The organism is Nocardioides insulae DSM 17944 (assembly GCF_000422825.1).
GTDB classification, from domain to species: Bacteria; Actinomycetota; Actinomycetes; order Propionibacteriales; family Nocardioidaceae; genus Nocardioides; species Nocardioides insulae.
In genome coordinates this window covers 579,094-598,394 of the sequence record NZ_KE383929.1, presented here as the reverse complement: position 1 = coordinate 598,394, position 19,301 = coordinate 579,094, and the positions used below count along the sequence as shown (strand labels likewise).

General features: G+C 71.7%; 15 protein-coding genes. 11 read left to right on the top strand and 4 right to left on the bottom strand.

Annotated features, from left to right (window positions below):
- The first annotated feature begins 103 nt into the window (after positions 1-103).
- The 3 genes from G515_RS22135 (at position 104) to holA (ending at position 5,065) form a co-directional block, all read left to right on the top strand.
- Positions 104-1,414, top strand: coding sequence for a ComEA family DNA-binding protein (locus G515_RS22135; RefSeq protein ID WP_084653686.1), 1,311 nt, complete (start codon positions 104-106; stop codon positions 1,412-1,414).
- A 3-nt stretch (positions 1,415-1,417) separates the two neighbouring features.
- Positions 1,418-3,853, top strand: coding sequence for a ComEC/Rec2 family competence protein (locus G515_RS22130; protein WP_245565454.1), 2,436 nt, complete (start codon positions 1,418-1,420; stop codon positions 3,851-3,853).
- 246 nt (positions 3,854-4,099) lie between these two features.
- Positions 4,100-5,065: a DNA polymerase III subunit delta gene (gene holA, locus G515_RS0117255; RefSeq protein ID WP_028661152.1), complete on the top strand. Its 966-nt coding sequence runs from the start codon at positions 4,100-4,102 to the stop codon at positions 5,063-5,065.
- A gap of 79 nt (positions 5,066-5,144) precedes the next feature.
- On the opposite strand, the gene rpsT is transcribed toward holA, so the two are convergent.
- The 3 genes from rpsT to G515_RS22125 form a co-directional block, all read right to left on the bottom strand.
- Entirely contained in the window at positions 5,145-5,405 is a 261-nt protein-coding gene (gene rpsT, locus G515_RS0117250) for a 30S ribosomal protein S20 (protein ID WP_028661151.1), read from the bottom strand.
- 171 nt (positions 5,406-5,576) lie between these two features.
- Complete coding sequence (locus G515_RS0117245) at positions 5,577-6,512, bottom strand: phosphotransferase (RefSeq protein ID WP_028661150.1); 936 nt, start codon at positions 6,510-6,512, stop codon at positions 5,577-5,579.
- A 303-nt stretch (positions 6,513-6,815) separates the two neighbouring features.
- Positions 6,816-8,471 (bottom strand): alkaline phosphatase D family protein, encoded by a 1,656-nt coding sequence (locus G515_RS22125; protein WP_245565453.1) that lies wholly within the window; start codon positions 8,469-8,471, stop codon positions 6,816-6,818.
- A 409-nt stretch (positions 8,472-8,880) separates the two neighbouring features.
- On the opposite strand from G515_RS22125, the gene G515_RS22120 reads away from it, so the two are divergent.
- The 3 genes from G515_RS22120 to G515_RS0117225 all read left to right on the top strand — a co-directional run bounded on the left by G515_RS22120 (position 8,881) and on the right by G515_RS0117225 (position 12,321).
- Positions 8,881-9,633, top strand: coding sequence for a glycoside hydrolase family 25 domain-containing protein (locus G515_RS22120; RefSeq protein WP_084653683.1), 753 nt, complete (start codon positions 8,881-8,883; stop codon positions 9,631-9,633).
- Between the two features lie 270 nt (positions 9,634-9,903).
- Positions 9,904-11,781, top strand: a complete 1,878-nt coding sequence (gene lepA / locus G515_RS0117230; protein ID WP_028661149.1) for a translation elongation factor 4 — start codon at positions 9,904-9,906, stop codon at positions 11,779-11,781.
- A 6-nt stretch (positions 11,782-11,787) separates the two neighbouring features.
- On the top strand, positions 11,788-12,321 hold the full coding sequence (locus tag G515_RS0117225) for a HutD/Ves family protein (RefSeq protein ID WP_028661148.1): 534 nt from the start codon (positions 11,788-11,790) through the stop codon (positions 12,319-12,321).
- Positions 12,322-12,384: 63 nt separating this feature from the next.
- On the opposite strand, the gene G515_RS23155 is transcribed toward G515_RS0117225, so the two are convergent.
- Positions 12,385-13,524 (bottom strand): winged helix DNA-binding domain-containing protein, encoded by a 1,140-nt coding sequence (locus tag G515_RS23155; RefSeq protein WP_028661147.1) that lies wholly within the window; start codon positions 13,522-13,524, stop codon positions 12,385-12,387.
- An 81-nt stretch (positions 13,525-13,605) separates the two neighbouring features.
- Here G515_RS23155 and G515_RS0117215 point away from each other — a divergent pair, with 81 nt between their 5' ends.
- The 5 genes from G515_RS0117215 (at position 13,606) to hemW (ending at position 19,289) form a co-directional block, all read left to right on the top strand.
- Positions 13,606-14,520 (top strand): aminoglycoside phosphotransferase family protein, encoded by a 915-nt coding sequence (locus tag G515_RS0117215; protein WP_036555929.1) that lies wholly within the window; start codon positions 13,606-13,608, stop codon positions 14,518-14,520.
- A gap of 58 nt (positions 14,521-14,578) precedes the next feature.
- A complete protein-coding gene (locus tag G515_RS0117210) occupies positions 14,579-15,262 on the top strand; it encodes an MOSC domain-containing protein (protein ID WP_028661145.1) in 684 nt (227 codons plus the stop codon).
- 138 nt (positions 15,263-15,400) lie between these two features.
- The gene (locus tag G515_RS0117205) at positions 15,401-15,922 is read left to right on the top strand and encodes a Dps family protein (protein ID WP_051218522.1); all 522 of its coding nucleotides are present in this window, start codon (positions 15,401-15,403) and stop codon (positions 15,920-15,922) included.
- A 236-nt stretch (positions 15,923-16,158) separates the two neighbouring features.
- On the top strand, positions 16,159-17,994 hold the full coding sequence (locus tag G515_RS0117200; RefSeq protein WP_051218521.1) for an AMP-dependent synthetase/ligase: 1,836 nt from the start codon (positions 16,159-16,161) through the stop codon (positions 17,992-17,994).
- A gap of 92 nt (positions 17,995-18,086) precedes the next feature.
- Positions 18,087-19,289, top strand: a complete 1,203-nt coding sequence (gene hemW, locus G515_RS0117195; protein WP_028661142.1) for a radical SAM family heme chaperone HemW — start codon at positions 18,087-18,089, stop codon at positions 19,287-19,289.
- Positions 19,290-19,301: the final 12 nt, after the last annotated feature.

Here is a 19,301-nt window from a genome sequence, read left to right as displayed (position 1 = left end):
GCTGCGGGCCGGTCCGCGTTCACAGCGTCGCCGCCGGACGCCGTCCTCCCCAGCGTGCTCGGCCACCGCGGCGGGCCCGGCGCGCCACTCCTAGCCTCGGCGCATGAGAGGTCGTCAGCGGGCGGAGCATCTGGAGACACTCAACCGTCGCCTGGCCCAGGTGCGAGCCGAGCGGGAGGCCGGGTGGGAGAGCGATCGGGGCGACCGCAGCGCCTCATCGCCCGGGTCAACGCTGCCGGGGTCGGCGTTGCCGGGGTCGGCGTTGCCGGGGTCGGCCTTGCCCGGAGCGGTGGCCGACCGCGGCACCGCTCACGCCGGCGAGGACCCCGGTGGCCGCGCCGGCAGTGGTCCCCGAGCTGACCCCGATGCGTGGTGGGGCGCGCACACCCGCGAGCCCGGGCTGCCTGGACCGGTCGGGGAGGAGTCGGGCCTCGACGAGGAGCCCGGTCGCGGACCCTGGCCCCTGGCCCACGACGTGCGTGGAGCCAGGGGCGGCGCGGGGCGGGAGACCGACCTGAGCCCGACGGTGGCCGGCGCGGCGCCGGCTGCTCCGGTGTCGTCTCCGGTCCCGAGTCCGGGGCGCCATGCCGAGCGGCGTCGGCTTGACTGGCGCGGTCGGGTCGGCGACACGGTTGCCGCGTCGGCGATCGGGTCCGTCCCCGAGACGCTGCGCGGCCGGGTGCGGCTCGGTCCCTGGCAGGTCACGGCGGTCGTGCTCGTCCTGGTCGCCGGGCTGTTGGTCACCTCGTGGTGGGTGGTGAGGGATGCCGCCGCACCGCTGCCCCCTGCCTCCCCGACGACGAGCGCCGCTCCGCTGGTTCCGTTGGATGCCCCAGACCAGGCCGGGCAGCCGGTTCAGCCGACCGAGGTGGCCGATACGGCCGTGCGGTTCGAGACATCCGGGCGGTCTGAGCCGTCCGACACGTCCGAAACATCGGCCCCGACGTCGCCGGCGATCGGCGCCGAGTTGCTGGTGCACGTCGTGGGTCGGGTCCGCCGCCCAGGGGTGCTGAGCCTGCCACAGGGTTCGAGGGTCATCGACGCGGTGCGGGCGGCAGGTGGGGCCAGACGGGCCAAGGATCTGAGCACTCTCAACCTCGCCCGTCCGCTGGTCGACGGCGAGCAGGTCGTGCTGGGCCGGGTGCCGGGGCAGACAGGAGCATCGGGGCAGACGGAGGTGCCGGGTGAAGTGCCCGCCGCCAGTGCACCCGAGTCACCGGCGGCACCGGTCGATCTCAACACCGCGACGCTCGACCAGCTCGACGCCCTGCCCGGTGTCGGTCCCGTGACCGGGCAGTCGATCCTCGACTGGCGCACCGAGCACGGTGGGTTCACCTCGGTCGACGAGCTCATCGAGGTTGACGGCATCGGTGAGGTCACTCTGGCCGAGCTGGCACCGCTGGTCACGGTGTGAACCGTGCCGCGGCTGCCCGAGAGCGAGGAGGCTGCGGACGCCTCCAGGGGATGGCTCGGTGCCGCCGTACGTGCGGACCTGAGACTGCCGGCACTGGGCGCTGCCTCATGGATCGGCACGCTCGCCGCGGCCGCACTCTCCGGGCACGATCACCTCCCTGCCTGGGTGCTGGTCATGGCCGGGGTCGTCGGGCTGATGGCGCTCGCGGTGGTGCTGCGTAGCCCACGCTGGCGCGCGACGTTGCTCGTGACCCTGCTGGTCGCGGCGGTCAGCGGTGCCGGGCTGCTGCTCCGCTCCACCCAGGCGGAGGGGAGCCCGGTCGCCGAGCTCGGCCGGGATCGTGCGGCCGTCACTCTCCAGGGACAGGTGAGCTCGGACGTTCGGCGGGTGGAGACGGCGTACGGCCCACGCTGGATGCTCCGGCTTCGGGTGCAGCAGGTGACCGGGCGGGGCCATTCCTACCGACTCGGTGCCGAGGTGCTGGTCAGTGGCGATCAGACCTGGGCCGAGATTCCGCTCGGTGCGCGGGTCAGGCTGGGCGCGCGGCTCGGGCCCGGTGAGGGGGAGGAGGCCGCGTTCGCCGCCGCACGCGGCGCCCCGGAGGTCCTCGCCGGGCCGGACCTGTGGTGGCGGGGTGCCGCGCATCTCCGGGCCGCCGTGCGGTCGGCGGTGGCGGCCCGCCCCGCCGACCAGGCGGCCCTGGTGCCGGCGCTCGTCGACGGCGACGACCAGGCGATCCGGCCGGACCTTGCCGCCGACTTCCGGACCACCGGCCTGACCCATCTGCTCGCCGTCTCCGGCACCAACCTCACCCTGGTCGTGGGTTTCCTTCTCGTCGTGGCGCGATGGTGCCGGGTCCGGGGGCGATGGCTCCTGCTCGTCGGCGCACTCGGGATCCTCGGCTTCGTGCTGCTGGCCCGCACCGAGCCGAGCGTGGTCAGAGCGGCTGCGATGGGCACGGTCGGTCTGATCGCGATGGGGAGCAACGGCGCTCAGCGTGCCCTGCGGGCACTGGGGCTCTCGGTGCTGGGTCTGCTCCTGGTCGACCCCTGGCTGGCGGTCTCGGCCGGCTTCGCGCTGTCCGTGCTGGCGACCGCAGGGATCCTGGTGTTCGGCCCGCCGTGGCGCGACGCGTTGGCTCGCTGGCTCCCGCGGTGGTGTGCGGAGGCGATCGCCGTCCCGGCTGCGGCCCAGCTCGCCTGCCTTCCCGTCATCGCGGCGATCTCGGGTCAGGTGAGCATGGTGGCGGTGGTGGCCAATCTGCTTGTCCAGACCGTGGTGGGCCCGGCCACGGTGCTCGGGCTGCTCGGCGGTCTGGTGGCGCTGGTCTGGCTGGGTGCCGCCCAACGGATCGGCACCTTTGCCGGATGGTGCGTGGCCTGGGTGATCCTGGTCGCCGAGCGGGGCGCCGCGTTGCCGGTGGCCGAGATCGCCTGGGGCAGCGGACCCCTGGCGCTCGGTCTGCTCACGCTGCTCAGCCTGTTGCTCGCGCTGGCTGGTCCGCGGGTCTTGCGGCACCCGGCGGGAGGAATCCTTTGCGCCATCGCGATGGTGGCGGTGGTGACCGCACCCTCGGCCGCCTGGGGGCCCGGGTCCCCCTCCGGTGCCTGGCCGCCCGCCGACTGGGCGCTCGTCGCCTGCGATGTGGGCCAGGGGGACGCCCTGGTGATCCGCGCCGGCCCGGACCGGGCGGTGGTGGTCGACACCGGGCCCGAGCCGGATCTGCTCGATCGTTGCCTCGACGAGCTCCGGATCGAGCAGGTTCCCCTGGTGGTCCTCACCCACTTCCACTCCGATCACGTGGGAGGGCTCGACGGACTCCTCGGTGAGCGGCCGGTGGGGCAGATCCTTGCCTCGCCGCTGGAAGAACCGGCCGATGGTGCTCGCCGAGTGCACGCCCTGGCCGATCGGGCAGGGGTGCCGCTGCGCGCTGCGGCGTACGGCGAATCCGGTGGTGTCGGGGAGGCGACCTACCAGGTCATCGGGCCCGTTCCGGGGGCCGTGTCCCTCGGGCAGGGGGAGTCGGCGGCCAACGACGCCAGCGTCGTCCTACTGGTGGAGGTGGCGGGGGTGCGGATGCTCCTCACCGGGGACGTCGAACCACCCGCCCAGGCGGCGTTGGGCCGGGCCACGAGCGGGCTCCAGGTCGACGTGGTGAAGGTGCCGCATCACGGCAGCAGGTTCCAGGACGCCGCCTGGCTCGCAGCGCTGGAGGCGGAGGTGGCGGTGGTGTCGGTGGGTGGCGACAACGAGTACGGACACCCGGCCGAGCCCACCTTGGAGGCGCTGGAAGGCGCCGGTGCGGACGTGTACCGCACCGACCGGGACGGCGCGGTCGCGGTCCTCGGCCGGCCGAGGACCGCTGGGGTCGGCACCGAGTCGGGGGAGGGGGACGAAGCGGGGGCGATCGAGGTCAGGGTGCGCGACGGACCGCCCTGAGCTGAGCCCGATTCCTTGAGCGCCGTCGCCCGGGCGTCCCGGGGGCTCACCCGGGCTCACCGGGCGTCCCCGGGGCTCACCGGGCTCACCGGGCTCACCGGGCTCACCGGGGTCCGGGCGTCATCGCCGTCGCGAGCCTCGCCGGACGGGCGAGTGGGCAGACGCGCCCGCGAAGGTGGTCAGGTGGCACTCGAGCGTGCGCCCCGCGCCGGCACTGTCGGTGTGCTGTGACAGGCTTGTCCCACCATGGCGCGACAGGGTGTAGCAGCGGCAGATGTCCTCGGGCGGGTCACCCTCGTGACCGGCAAGGAGGAGTTCCTCGGCGAGCGCATGGTCGCGGAGGTGAGGCGAGCGGTCACGGGGTTCGACCCCGAGTCCGAGCTCGGCGAGACCCAGGCCGCCGACCTCACCCTGGCGACCCTGGGCGAGCTCTCCGCGCCGTCGCTGTTCTCCAGCATCCGCTGCGTGATCGTGCGCGGGCTGGAGAATCTCCCCGATGAGTCCGTGGCCGGGCTGCTCGACTACGCGGCGGCTCCCTCGGAGGAGGTCGCGCTGGTGCTGGTGCATTCCGGTGGAGCCCGAGGCAGCGGCGTGCTCGCCAAGCTGCGCAAGCTGCGGGCTGTCACCGAGCACAAGTGTGCCGAGCCGAAGTCCTCGGAGTTCCCGAAGTTCGTCGCGGCCGAGGTGCGGTCCTTCGGTGGCCGGATCGAGGACGGCGCGATCGAGTTCCTGCTCCAGGCGGTGGGCCAGGATCTCCGGGCGCTCTCGGCGGCCGCGCACCAACTGGTGGACGACTTCCCGGGCGAGACGCTGACCGAGGACCGGGTGAAGCAGTACTTCGGTGGCCGGGCCGAGGTGAAGAACTACGTCATCGCCGACGCCATCCTCGCCGGCCAGCGGGTCAAGGCGCTGGAGGAGTTGCGCTGGTCGATGGACCGCGGCACCTCGCCGGTCTACATCCTCTCCGCGGTGGCAGGGCAGCTCCGCTCGGTGGCCAACCACGCTGCGGGCAACCGCGACGGCAACCTCCCGCCGTGGCGTCGTGACTCGCTGGGCAGGCTCGCGCGGGGTTGGAGCACGTCGGGGCTCGGGCTGGCGATCCGCGCCGTCGCCGCTGCCGACGCCGACCTCAAGGGAGGGGCCAGCGACCCGGCGTACACCATGGAGCGGATGGTCCTCACGGTCACCGCCCTGCGAGAGCATGCGCGCTGAGTCCTGCTGCCGGAAATGAGAAGAGGGCCCGTCCCCCGGAGGAGACGGGCCCTTCTCGGGCCTGAGAGCCGGGCTCGGCTCAGAGCGAGGCGGCCTTCTTCGCAATGGCCGACTTGCGGTTGGCGGCCTGGTTCTTGTGGATGACGCCCTTGGAGACGGCCTTGTCGAGCTTGCGGTTGGCGGCGTGGCCGGCCTCGATCGCAGCGTCCTTGTCGCCGGCGGAGGCGGCCTCGCGGAACTTGCGGATCAGCGACTTGAGCTCGGTCTTGACAGCCTTGTTGCGCTCGTGGCGCTTCTCGTTCTGCTTGTTCCGCTTGATCTGCGACTTGATGTTCGCCATGTGAAGTCTTGGTTCCTCGTGTTCGAAGGTGGGTGTGGTGATTGCCTGGCGCGCTCTCCCGTGTGGCCTCTCGTGGGCGTGAGAGGGGAGAGGCCTAGCTGAACACGCGACCAGCAACGTTACCAGCGCGCGCGGAGGCGCCAAAATCCGGCGAAGCGGTGCCGTGAGGGATCAGCGCCAGCCGCGGCGTTCGCAGAGCCAGTCCCAGCACACCTCGCCCTGCCATCCTTGCACGGTCCGCAGGTACGGCGACGTGCGGGGCGCGGTAGCGGTGGCGGAGACCAGGAAGAATCCGGTCAGCAGCGCCAGGAGCCGGTCCAGCGATCCGGCCGGTACGTCGGCGAGCAGCGGGTGGTCGGCGATCACGGCCTCGACGTCGACGCCGTCGCCGCGCGGCCCGATCAGGAGGAGCAGGGAGTCGATCCAGTCGGCGCCCACGACCGGCCAGTTCCAGTCGCACACCGAGGCGGTGCCGTCGGGCGTGATGAGGATGTTGTCGTCGCGGATGTCGGTGTGCACGAGAGTGTCGCCGGCGGTGACCTCGGCAAACCCGGCGGCCAGTTCGGCGGCCTCCGCGTGATGAGGCAGATGGGTCAGCCGGGACCAGTACTCCGGGTAGGCGGCGAACTCCTCGGCGAAGGTGCTCAGCCCGAGTCCCGGCGCGGGCGTCAGGGCCCGGCCGGCCTCGACAAGGGCGTCTGCGGCGGCGCGCAGGTCCTCGGCGACCCAGGGCCGGTGCGGCGGGCGGGACTCGACGTACTGGATCCCCAGGGCGAACCAGTCGTCCTGGTCGAGCACCCATTGCAGCCGGGGTGCGGGGACGGTCGGCGGCAGCAGGGGGAGGTTGCGCGATTCCTCCCGGTAGGCCTCCGCGATGGCCCGTTGGGCCTTGAGGGATGCGGCCTTGACGAAGTGCCGCGACCCGTCGGCGCAGACGAGCACCGAGGCGAAGCCTGGCGTGTAGCCGGCGTCCTGGGACTCCGACCCCACCACCCGGGAGCCCAGCCGTCGTTCGATCGCGGTGCGGACGACGGGTGGCAGATGCGCCCAGTCCAGGCGTCGGGCGGTGCGGCCGTGCGGAATGGTCGTCGCGATCACGCCGACCATCCTCGCCCACCCGCCGTCCGCGCCCGACTGCTCCCACCCCCGGGGGTGCGCCGGGGGTACGACGACCCGCCCGGCCGGAGCAGCCAGACCGACTCCGCCGGACCGACGCAAGCGGACCGACCGACCCGGGCCGAACGACCCGGACCGACCAACCGCGGCCGACCGACCCGGACCGACCGACCCGGACCGACGGACCCGGACCGACCCGGACCGACCCGGACCGTCCCGGAGCGGGACAGCCGGGCCGGAACGCCCGGAGCGGGCCAGTGGGAGTGGTGGCGCGGAGGTGGTGGAGCCGGCCGATCAGCGGGCGGCGGGTTCCAGGGTCCGCGTGTAGAGCGCGGCACCAACGACGTCGCGCAGAGTGACGGTGAGCGACTCGGTCCGACCGTCGACCTCGACCTCGCCGAAGTACTGATGCCCCTCCAGCGGAGAGGTGTTGGCCGCCTGTGGCGAGGACACGAACTCCCGGGAGGGCCCGAAGGTGGCGTCCAGGTCGCCGTGCGGGAAGGAGCCGGCGTTGAGCGGGCCGGCGACGAACTCCCAGAACGGGTCGAAGCGTTGGTACGCCGCCCGGTCGGGTGAGTAGTGGTGCGCGGCGGTGTAGTGGACGTCCGCGGTGAGCCATACGTGGTTGCGGATGCCCATCCGCTGCAGTCCGGACAGCACCCGGGCCAGGTCGATCTCCCGGCCCCGAGGCGAACCGGGGTCGCCGTTGGCCAGTCCCTCCTGGGCGGTCTCGCCGTCGCGCACGACCAGCCCGATCGGCAGGTCTGCGGCGATGACCTTCCAGGTGGCGCGGGAGCGGGCCAGTTCCCGCAGCAGCCAGGCGGTCTGTCGCTCGCCGAGCACGCCGCCGTCCGCGCGGGTCTCCATCGAGGAGGTGTTGGGATCCTTGTGGGTGCGCATGTCCAGGACGAACAGGTCCAGCGACGGTCCCAGGTGCAGCACCCGGTAGACCCGGCCGTCCGGGTCGGGGGAGACGGCGCTGACCGGCATGTAGTCGTGGAAGGCCCGTCGCGCACGCGCGGCCAGCACGTCGACCCGCCGTTCGGTGTAGCGGTCGTCGTCGAGGATCTCGCCGGGATACCAGTTGTTGGTGACCTCGTGGTCGTCCCACTGTGCGATGACCGAGGTCTCGGCGAGGAATGCCCGCCAGTTGTCGGCGAGCAGGTTGTAGCGGTAGTTGCCGTGGAACTCCGCGAGCGTCTCGGCGACCTTGCTCTTCTCCTCGGTGACCAGGTTCCGCCAGATCCTCCCGTCGGGGAGGGCCACGCTCCCGGTGACCACGCCGTCGGCGTACACGTTGTCGCCGGAGCTGAGGTAGAAGTCGGCGCGCCGGGCCCGCATGGCGTCGGCGATCCGGAAGCCGCCCAGGTCGGGGTTGACCCCCCAGCCCTGTCCGGCCACGTCCCCGGACCAGAGGAAGCGTACGTCGCGCCGCCGCTCCGGGGCGGTCACCAGCCGGCCGCTCTCCCAGGGTCCGCTCCGGCGCGGGTCGTGTGGGTCCACCGCGCGCAGACGGTAGAAGAGCTCCTCGCCGGCCGGCAGTCGGTGTAGCGGGAGCGAGCCGGTGAAGTCCGAGGATGCGGTGAGAAGCGGTCCGGGGATCCGGACGGCGTGACGGAACGCGGGGTCTCCGGAGATCTCGGCGACGAGGCGTGCGGGCCGGTCCGCCCGCGACCACAGCATCGCGCTGCGGGTGGTCACGTCACCGGAGGCCACCCCGTGGGTGAGGACGGGGCGGCCGGTGCGCACGAACGCCGGAGCGGAGGGCGCCCGCCCCGCTGCGGAGGCGGAGGCCGCCGGAGCGCCGAGCAGGGGTCCGCCGAGCAGAGGTGCAGCGAGTACGACGCCGGCGGCGGTCCCGCGCAGGATCTGTCGGCGTCCCAGTGCGGCACCAGCAGGGGTGGAGGGGGAGTCGAGGGGGCTGGAGGGGGTCCGAGAGGGCAGGTTCACGATGGGACACGTTGTCGGGATGGGGACAATGAACGGTGAGCGAGGTCTGTCGGTTTCCTGAACCCCACGTGACGAGCAGAGGAGCACCATGAACCACCGCGGACGACGCCCCGCCGGTCGTGGCCTGGCTGGCCTGGCTGGCGTGGCTGGCGTGGCCGCGGCGATCGTCCTGCTCTCCGGTTGCGGCGACCGGACGGGTCGGGATGCCGGCGAAGCCCAGGACCCCGCGGGACCGGCCTCATCGGTGTCATCGGCCTCACCGGCTGCGCCGAGCTCCGCCGCACCGCCCGCGGGGGAGGAACCGCCCGGTGCGACCAACCCGGCAGTGCCTGGTGCACCTGCCTCGTCGGACCCGGCACCGCCGGCCACGACGTCTCCCCCCGCGAGCGGGGCCGAGCCCAGCATCACGGTGCCGCCGCTGCCGGAACTGCGCGACCGCGGCCCCGTGGTCGGCGCGGACGCCAGCTGGCCGCAGTGCCCGGCCGGCATGGGGATCCCGGAGAAGAAGTCGCACGGGGCCCCGATGCCGTTCGAGGACTCGGAGTTCGTCGTCCTCGGGCTGACCAACGGGCCCGGCATGTACCCCAACCCGTGTCTGGCGGAGCAGGGCCAGTGGGTGAAGCAGCGCCACCTGATGTTCGGTGCGTACGCCGTGGTCAGCTATCCCGAAGCCCACCACCTCCAGCAGTACGCCGACGACGGCCCCTTCGACGCCTCCTCCGAGCAGGGCCGGCTCGGCAATGCCGGCTACCAGCAGGCGCTGTTCAACCTCCGCACGATGACCTCGGCCGGGTTGCAGGCGCCCGCCATCTGGGTGGACGTCGAACCGGTCGGCGACTTCGAGTGGTCCGCTGATCCGGTGGCCAACTCCGCGGTCGTACGGGGGAGCGTCCGGGCCTACCAGGACCGTGGCTACGACGTGGGTGTCTACTCGACCCAGTACCTGTGGGGGCAGGTGGTGGGCGACCTCCGTCTCGGGCTCCCCGAGTGGCGGGCCGCCGGCCAGACCTCGCGCGCGGAGGCACTGCGCCGATGTGGTGCGGACGCGATGTTCCAGGGCGGTGCGGCGGTGATGGCCCAGTGGGTCGAGGCCGACCGCGATCGCAACATCACCTGCCCCGGCGAGTCGGCGTACCTCGGCCTCTGGTTCCACCAGTACTGAGAGGCCCCCGCCCGCGGTGTCCCACCCGATCGCGGCATCCCCACTGGCCCCCGAGGACGCCCCGGCTCCGCGACTCCCCACCGGCCCCACTCCCGGTGCGGCAGCGGTACGTCCGGGGTGTCGCGACGCCCCGGGAGCGAGGGCCACCCCGATCTGACCGGTGGCGCGAACAGGGCGCCGAGCGCGCAGGCGGCAGCGGGTTGGGTCCCTTGTCATCGTGCATGGGACACTGGCGGCATCGACGTCCCTGTGAAGGAAGTGTTCGCCGACTTGTCCACTGCGCCGAAGGCCGCGGCTCCCCAGCCGGGCTCCACCGACTCCGCGATCATCCGCAACTTCTGCATCATCGCGCACATCGACCATGGCAAGTCCACCCTGGCCGACCGGATGCTCCAGTTGACCGGCGTGGTCGGCGAGCGCGAGGCGCGGGCGCAGTACCTCGACCGCATGGACATCGAGCGCGAGCGCGGCATCACTATCAAGAGCCAGGCGGTGCGACTGCCCTGGACGGTCAGTGAGGGCGAGGACGCCGGCCGCACGTTCGTGCTCAACATGATCGACACTCCTGGGCACGTGGACTTCACCTACGAGGTGTCGCGCTCGCTGGAGGCGTGCGAGGCCGCCCTCTTGCTGGTCGACGCCGCCCAGGGCATCGAGGCCCAGACCCTGGCCAACCTCTATCTCGCCATGGGCGCCGACCTGCACATCATCCCGGTGCTCAACAAGATCGACCTGCCCAGCGCCAACCCCGACAAGTACGCCGCCGAGCTGGCCAACCTGGTCGGCTGCGAGCCGGACGAGGTGCTGCGGGTCAGCGCCAAGACCGGGATGGGTGTCGAGGAGGTGCTCAACGAGATCGTGCGACAGACGCCGCCGCCGGTCGGCGACCCCGAGGCGCCGGCCCGGGCGCTCATCTTCGACTCGGTCTACGACACCTACCGGGGCGTGGTCACCTATGTGCGGGTCGTCGACGGTCAGCTGAACCACCGCGACAAGATCCGGATGATGTCGACCAACGCCGTCCACGAGATGCTCGAGGTCGGGGTGATCAGCCCGGAGCCGACCAAGGCGACCACCATCGGTGTCGGCGAGGTGGGCTATCTGATCACCGGAGTGAAGGACGTGCGTCAATCGCGGGTGGGCGACACGGTCACGACGGCCACGCGCCCCGCCACCGAGATGCTCGGCGGCTACGCGCACCCCAACCCGATGGTCTTCGCCGGCCTCTACCCGATCGACGGCGACCAGTACCCCGTGCTGCGCGAGGCGCTGGAGAAGCTCCAACTCAACGACGCGGCGCTCACCTTCGAGCCGGAGACCTCGGGTGCACTGGGCTTCGGGTTCCGCTGCGGCTTCCTGGGCCTGCTGCATATGGAGATCACCCGCGACCGGCTGGAGCGCGAGTTCGGCCTCGACCTGATCTCGACCGCGCCCAACGTGGTCTACAAGGTCTTCATGGAGGACGGCTCCGAGCACGTGGTGACCAACCCGAGCGAGTTTCCCGAGGGCAAGATCTCCGAGGTGCACGAGCCGGTGGTCAAGGCGACCCTGCTCTCCCCGAGCGACTACATCGGCGCCATCATGGAGCTGTGCCAGGAGAAGCGCGGCGCGCTGCTCGGCATGGACTACCTCTCCGAGGACCGCGTCGAGATGCGCTACACCCTGCCGATGGGTGAGATCGCCTTCGACTTCTTCGACCAGCTCAAGTCCAAGACCAAGGGCTACGCCTCGCTCAACTACGAGCTGTCCGGCGAGCAGGCCGCCGACCTGGTCAAGGTCGACATCCTCCTCCAGGGCGAGCCGGTGGACGCCTTCTCCGCGATCGTGCACCGCGATGCGGCGTACTCCTACGGCGTGATGATGGCGGCCAAGCTCAAGGAGCTGATCCCGCGGCAGCAGTTCGAGGTGCCGATCCAGGCCGCCATCGGCGCCCGCGTGATCGCCCGGGAGAACATCCGGGCCATCCGCAAGGACGTCCTCGCCAAGTGCTACGGCGGCGACATCAGCCGTAAGCGCAAGCTGCTGGAGAAGCAGAAGGAGGGCAAGAAGCGGATGAAGATGGTCGGCCGTGTCGAGGTGCCTCAGGAGGCCTTCGTGGCCGCGCTCTCCACCACCCAGCCGTCCAACGAGAAGACCGGCAAGAAGTAGCTCGCGGTGTCCGTGGTCCGCACCGCCGAGGTGGTGCCGCAGCCGTGGGCCAACGGTGGCGGTACGACGCGCGAGCTGCTGAGCGCAGCCGATGGGCGGTGGCGGATCAGCCTCGCCGACGTCGACCGTCCCGGCTCCTTCTCCTCCTTCCCCGGTCAGGACCGGCTGCTCACCCTGGTTGCGGGCGAGGTGTTGGTGCTCGAGGTCGGCGGTCCGGACGGTCCCGCCGAGAGCGTGGTCGAACCGGCCCGCCCGTTCGCCTTCTCCGGGGACGACGAGGTCGCCGCGGCGCTGCCGGAGGGGCCGGTGCGCGCACTCAACCTCATCGCCGAGCGCGGCCACCGGCTTTCGGCCACCGTCCTGGAGCTCTCCCGCACCTCGGTGCTGCCGCTGGCCGCGGACCAGGCGGCGTTCGTCGTCCAGGGCAGGGTCGCCGCCGGAGCGGAGGAGGCGGGAGCCCTCGACCTGGTGATGGGGCCCGGTGAGGTGCGCGGCCGCGCTCGCGTCGTCGTCCTCACGATCGCATCGCCGGACAGGTAGGTCGCGGCGGTCGAGCGCGCATCGGGCGCGGACCGGAGTGGGCGAGGCACCCGGTGTTCGGACTCAGCCTCGGGTCAGGGTCACCGTCCCCACGGTGAGGTCCAGGGCGGCCTCGAGGGTCGCCACCGGGGACTCGAGGTCCTGGCGGCGTACGACCCGGTCGAAGGTGTGCACCTCCAGGGCGCGCGTGCGGCCATTGCCATCGAACCGCCAGAACCCCTCGATCCGTCCGTTCAGCAGCACCGGCGGACGCATGACGCCGTTCGCCTTCTCCCACAGCAGCCGATGGTGGTCGGGTGCCACGAAGCGGTCGCGGGCCGCAGGGGCGTAGCCGCACAGCACCGCGTCGAACTCCGGGAGCAGCCGCACTCCCTTCTCCTCGACCGGCTCGGGAGCGTCCGGCAGGTCGACGTACTCACCTCCGTCGGGGCCGGTACGACGTACCAGCGGCCCGTCGGGCCCCTCGTCGAGCACCCGCAGGGCCCGGTCGATCTCGCGCAGCCCTACGCCGGACCACCAGGCGAGATCCTTCCGAGTGGCCGGCCCGTGGGCGCGCAGGTGGAGGCGAGCGACGGCGAGGACCGGGTCAGCGGGTGCGGCGCCACGGTCCACGACGCGGTCCGCGGTGCGGTAGCCGGGAGCACCCTGGCGCTCCCAGCCGCCGCTGAGCGGGCGGCGGATCAGACCGCCGTGACCGAAGGCGAGATATCGGCCGATGGGCGGGTCGAGGACGCTGACGTCCTCCCCGCGCGCGTCCAGCCAGCCCCGCAGGTGGTCGGAGAGCTGCGCGGGGGTGCGCCACTCGTCCCCCGCGAAGGCCTCGATCCCGTCCCAGGTCTCCTCCAGGGTGCTGTGCTGCAGTCGGAGCGTGCGGCGCCACAGCGCCCGCAGCCCGATCCGGGTGACCGGGGCGAGGATCGCGTGCTGCTCCGGCGTACAGGTGTGCACCGTGCCGCGCAGGGTGCTCCCACGGACGATCCCGCCGGACTCGTACGCCGCTGCCACGGTGTCGCGGGTCAACCCCGGCAGCCGCGCGGCCAGCCCGATGAACGGCGAGCGCGCCGTCTGCGCCTGGATCGGCCCGATCCGATCGACCAGGGCGGCGACGTGCTCGGTGTCGGCTGGTGCGGTCGGGGACGGAGGATGCGCGAACTGGCGCGCACAGCTGAGGGCGTTCAATTCCGACCAGGAGATCGCGACCACCCCGGGAGCGTAGCGGGGCAGCGCGCTTCGCCTCCGGCTCCGGCTCCGCCCGTCCGCGTCGGTGCGGCACAATCGGCCGCGATGATCAGGATCCAGGTGCCGCCCGGTCTCCGGGCAGCGGCCGCGCGCGGTGCGGACTGGGCGGAGTGGATCGACCGGCTCCCGGCATTGACCGCCGGCCTGCTCGACGAGTGGCGGCTTCAGCCCGACGGTGAGCTCACCCACGGGCACTGCTCGCTGGTGCTCCCCGTGCGCACGGGGGCGGGCGAGAGCGGCGCACTCAAGGTGGGGTTCCCGCACCCCGAGGCCGAGCACGAGGCGCTCGCCCTGCAGCGGTGGGGCGGGGATGGTGCCGTCCGTCTCCTCCGGGCCGACCCGCACCGCTGGGCGCTGCTGCTCGAACGACTCCACCGCGAAGATCTCGGCGAGGTCTGGGACGTCCAGGCCGCGGAGACCGTGGCCGGTCTCTACTCCCGTCTGCACCGGCCGGCGCCGCCGCAGCTGAGGCTGCTCTCGGATCACGCGACCCACCTGGCCGATCGCCTCGAGGCGTTGCCGGGCGGAGTCCCGCTCCCGCCCCGACTGGTCGATCAGGCCCGCGGGCTCGCTCGCGAGTTCGCGGCCGACCCGGAGACCGACGGCACCCTGGTCCACACCGACCTGCACTACGGCAACGTGCTGGCCGCGGACCGCGAGGCGTGGTTGGCGATCGATCCCAAGCCGCTCTCCGGTGACCCGCACTACGAGGTCGCGCCTCTGCTCTGGAACCGGTACGACGAACTCGCCCACCGGGTGCGCGACGGCCTGCGCGACCGCTTCTTCGCGGCGGTCGACGTCGCCGGGCTGGACGAGCAGCGCGCCCGTGGCTGGGTCGTCGTACGCATGCTGGATCTCGCGCTTCAGTGGCTGGAGGATCCGTCAGCCGCCGGGCGGAGTACCGCCGGCGACGCGCTGCTGACCATGTGCGTGAGTGTCACCAAGGCGGTCCAGGACTGACGTCCGGCAGGCGGATGGGCCGGTGCGATCCTCGCGGGCGCTCTGCGAGAGTGGGGCCATGGTCCAGGCGCGAACCCCCCACATCGTTTCGGTCAACGTGGGGCGTGCCCGGGCGCGTGCGTACGCCGGGGCGGACCGCACCGCGATCGACAAGCGATCGGTCACCGGCCCGGTCGCGGTGCGACGCCTGGGCCTGGCGGGTGACGAACAGGGCAACACCGCCCACCACGGCGGGCCGGACCAGGCGGTCTTCGCCTTCGCGCGCGAGGACCTCGACGACTGGGCCCGCGAACTGGGCGGGCCGGTCCGGGACGGACTGTTCGGGGAGAACCTCACCACCGCCGGGATCGATGTCAACGCCGCGGAGGTGGGGGAGCGGTGGCGGGTGGGCTCGACCCTGCTGGAGCTCAGCTACGTGCGGACGCCGTGCCATGTGTTCCGGTCGTGGATGGAGGTGTCAGGTTTCGACGGCTCGGGCTGGGTGAAGCGCTACACGCGGGCCGGCCGACCCGGGGTCTACCTGCGGGTGGTGGAGGAGGGTGAGCTGAGGGCGGGCGACCCGATCGAGGTGGTGCACCGTCCCGGACACGGCATCACCGCGGCCGCCATGTTCCACGCGATCAACATCGACCGCTCGCGGCTGCCGGAACTGCTCGTGATCGACGGCCTGGCGACCAAGGTGCGGGCCAGGATCGACGCCCATCTCGGGCGGCAGGCGGACGGTCGCGGCGGAGCGGCGTGAACCCGCCCACATCGACGTCGCAAGCGGGGGTCGTTCGAGCGTGGAACGGGGCTAAGGCAAGGCTCACTTGTCTGGAATGGTTCCAAAGAAGGTGGTTGAGTCGGGGTCGTTCGGAATCACCAACGAGGGGAAACAACGATGACCCAGACCATGGCGAACACCCACACCGCCCACCCGCCGTTCACCGCGAGCGAGCAGCTGGCCAACCACCTCCAGCAGCTCCTGGTCGACCTCTCTGAGCTCTCCCTGCAGGGCAAGCAGGCGCACTGGAACGTCGTCGGCCGCAACTTCCGCGACCTGCACCTCCAGCTCGACGAGATCGTCGACGCGGCCCGTGACTTCACCGACGAGGTGGCCGAGCGGATGCGTGCCGTCTACGTCACCCCTGACGCCCGCGCCACCACGATCGCCGAGGCGACCACGCTCGCGCCGTTCCCGGCCCGCGAGGTCGACTCCGCGACGACCGTGGACCTCATCGCCGCCGCGCTGTACGCCGTCAGCGGCACCGCCCGTCGGATCCACGACGACGTCGACGCCGAGGACCCCACCACCGCGGACCTGCTGCACGCGATCATCACGCGCATCGAGCAGCTCGCCTGGATGGTCGACGCCGAGAACCGGATCGCGAACCAGAGCGTGCCGGCCCAGGTCAACGCCTGATCTGACACGTCGAGCCCCGGTGGGTCGCCGCAAGTCGGCCCACCGGGGCTTCGTCATGTCCGCGGCAGCTCGTTCACCGAGGCCCACCCGGCCCAGGACCCCGTCGGTCCGTGGGCGATGGGGCATCGGTTACCGGCAGGTCACCTGAGCGTCCGAAAGGCGTGACGCGGCTCACCGCCGTGGCATAGGGTCGGCACCATTCCAGCCCCTGCAGACCCCGACGCGCCAGGAGCATCATGCCTGTTCATGCCGATGTGAGCTTCCTCGACCACATGCCCCGCAACGTTGCGGTCCAGTTCCTCGACAGGGTGAAGAGCAGCCCGCACGGTGAGGCCTACCGTTTCCCGGTCCTGGAGAAGGGCGAGGGGGTCTGGGAATCGGTGACCTGGGGTGAGGTGGGTGACCTGGTCACCCGGTTGGCGGCGGGCCTGGTCGCCCTCGGCATCGAGCCCGAGCAGCGGGTCGGGATCGCCTCCGGCACCCGGTACGAATGGATCGTGGCCGACCTGGCGGTGATGTGCGCCGGAGCCGCGACCACCACGGTGTACCCCTCCACCAACGACACCGACGTCGGCTACATCCTCGGCGACTCGGAGTGCCGGATCGTCTTCGCCGAGGACGACACCCAGTTGGAGAAGATCGCCAAGCACGCCGACGAACTGCCCGCCCTCAGCACTCTGGTGACCTTCGAGGGCACCACCGACGGTGAGCGGGTCATCGGGCTGGACGACCTGGCGGCACGTGGTGAGGATTTCCTCGCCGAGCACCCCGACCTGGTCGAGCGGATCGCCGAATCGATCACGCCCGACCAGTTGGCCACCCTGATCTACACCTCGGGCACCACCGGGCGGCCCAAGGGTGTCCGGCTCCTGCACAGGTCCTGGGTCTATGAGGGTGAGGCGGTCCGTGCCCAGGACATCCTGGACGAGTCCGACCTTCAGTTCCTCTGGCTGCCGATGGCGCACTCCTTCGGCAAGGTGCTGCTCAGCGCCCAGCTGGCGGTCGGCTTCCCGACCGCCGTCGATGGTCGGATCGACAAGATCGTGGACAACCTGGCGGTCGTGAAGCCGACCTTCATGGGCGCCGCGCCTCGCATCTTCGAGAAGGCCCATGCCCGAATCATCACCATGATGGCGGCCGAAGGTGGGCCGAAGAAGGCCCTGTTCGACCGCGCCTTCAAGCTCGCCCTGGAGCGCCGGCAGCTGCTCGAGCAGGGCAAGGGGGTGCCGATGCTGCTCTCGGCCCAATTGGCGGTGCTCGACAAGCTCGTGCTGGCCAAGATCCGCGAGCGGTTCGGCGGCCGGGTGCGGTTCTTCATCTCCGGCGCCGCGGCGCTCAACCCCGACATCGCGCGCTGGTTCGACGCTGCCGGCGTCACCATCCTCGAGGGGTACGGCGCCACCGAGAACGCCGCCGGCGGCACGGTCAACCACCCGCTCGACTACCGCATCGGCACCGTCGGCCCGGCGCTGCCGGGCAGCGAGGTCAAGCTGGGCGCCAACGACGAGGTGCTCCTGCGCGGTCCGCACATCATGGCCGGCTACCACAACCTGCCCGAGCAGACGGCGGAGGCGATCGATGCCGACGGTTGGTTGCACACCGGCGACAAGGGCAGCCTCGACGAGGACGGCTACCTCACCATCACCGGCCGGATCAAGGACCTGTTCAAGACCTCGGGCGGCAAGTACATCGCGCCGTCCGCCGTCGAGGCGAAGTTCAAGGCGATCTGCCCCTTCGCCAGCCAGTTCCTGGTCTTCGGGGCGGAGCGAAACTTCGTCGTCGCCCTGGTGACCCTGGACCCCGATGCGATCGCCGGGTGGGCCGAGGAGAACGACCTCGGAGGCAAGCCGTACGCCGAGATCGTGACCTCGCCGCAGGCGCACGCGATGGTGGCCGACTACGTCGAGCAGCTGAACTCCCAGCTCAACCGCTGGGAGACGGTCAAGAAGTGGGAGATCCTCGACCACGACCTGACCATCGAGTCCGGTGAGCTGACGCCCTCGCTGAAGGTGAAGCGCAACGTCGTGGAGCAGAACCAGAAGGAGCGCATCGACAGGTTCTACCAGTCCTAGGTAATCGCTGATCAACACCGGCTTCGCGAGCGTCCCGGGGCGAGTGCGCCCGGCAATGTGCCGTCACCGGGGCGGGCTGGGAGGATGGTGGGGTGCCCTCCACCCTGCCGCTCGGCGACCCCGCGCCGGCCGACGGCAGCCTGCCCGACCAGGCTCTCGCGACGCTTCCCGAACGTGCGCTGGGGGCCTATCTGCACGTGCCGTTCTGCTCGGTCCGGTGCGGCTATTGCGACTTCAACACCTACACGGCGACCGAGCTGGGCGGCGGCGCCTCCCAGGCCTCCTACGCCGAGACCGCGGTGCGCGAGGTCGAACTCCTCGGTGGAGTCCTCACCGGTGCGCCCGAGGTCGAGACGGTCTTCTTCGGAGGCGGGACGCCGACCCTGCTCCCCAGCGCTGACCTGGTGCGGATGCTCGCGGCCGTCCGTGAGGTGTTCGGGCTCGCAGCCGGTGCCGAGGTGACCACCGAGGCCAACCCCGACTCGGTGACCCCCGAGAGCCTTGCCGAACTGCGCGAGGGCGGGTTCACCCGGCTCTCCTTCGGGATGCAGTCGGCGGTGCCGCACGTTCTCGAGGTGCTCGACCGGACCCATGATCCGGAGAGGGTGCCGCGGGCCGTCGAATGGGCGCGGGCAGCGGGGTTCGACCAGGTCAGTCTGGACCTGATCTACGGCACGCCGGGTGAGTCCCTGGCTGATTGGGAGAGGTCGGTGGAGGCCGCGCTGGCCTGCCGGCCCGACCATGTGTCGGCGTACTCGTTGATCGTGGAGGACGGCACCGCCCTTGCCCGCCGGGTGAGGCGGGGCGAGCTGCCGATGCCCGACGAGGACGACCTGGCCGACAAGTACCAACTCGTGGACGAGCGCCTCGGCGCCGCCGGACTGGGGTGGTACGAGGTCTCCAACTGGGCTCGGGACCGAGCTGCCCGGTGCCGGCACAACGAGTACTACTGGACCTCCCAGAACTGGCTGGGCATCGGGCCCGGTGCCCACGCGCACGTCGGGGGAGTGCGCTGGTGGAACGTCAAGCACCCCAGCGCGTACTCCGCCCGGCTGGCCGAAGGGTTCTCCCCGGCGTACCAGCGGGAGATCCTCGACGCCGAGACCCAGGCGCTGGAGCGGGTGCTACTCGAGGTGCGCCTGCGGGACGGCCTGCCGCTGGCCGCTCTCGAGGAGCCCGAGCGCGCCTATCAGGTGGTGGCCGACGGCCTCGGGGGCCTCGAGGACGACCGCCTGGTGCTGACCCTGCGCGGCCGGCTCCTGGCCGACGCCGTGGTCCGCGACCTCCTGGGTTGAATCAGGGATAGA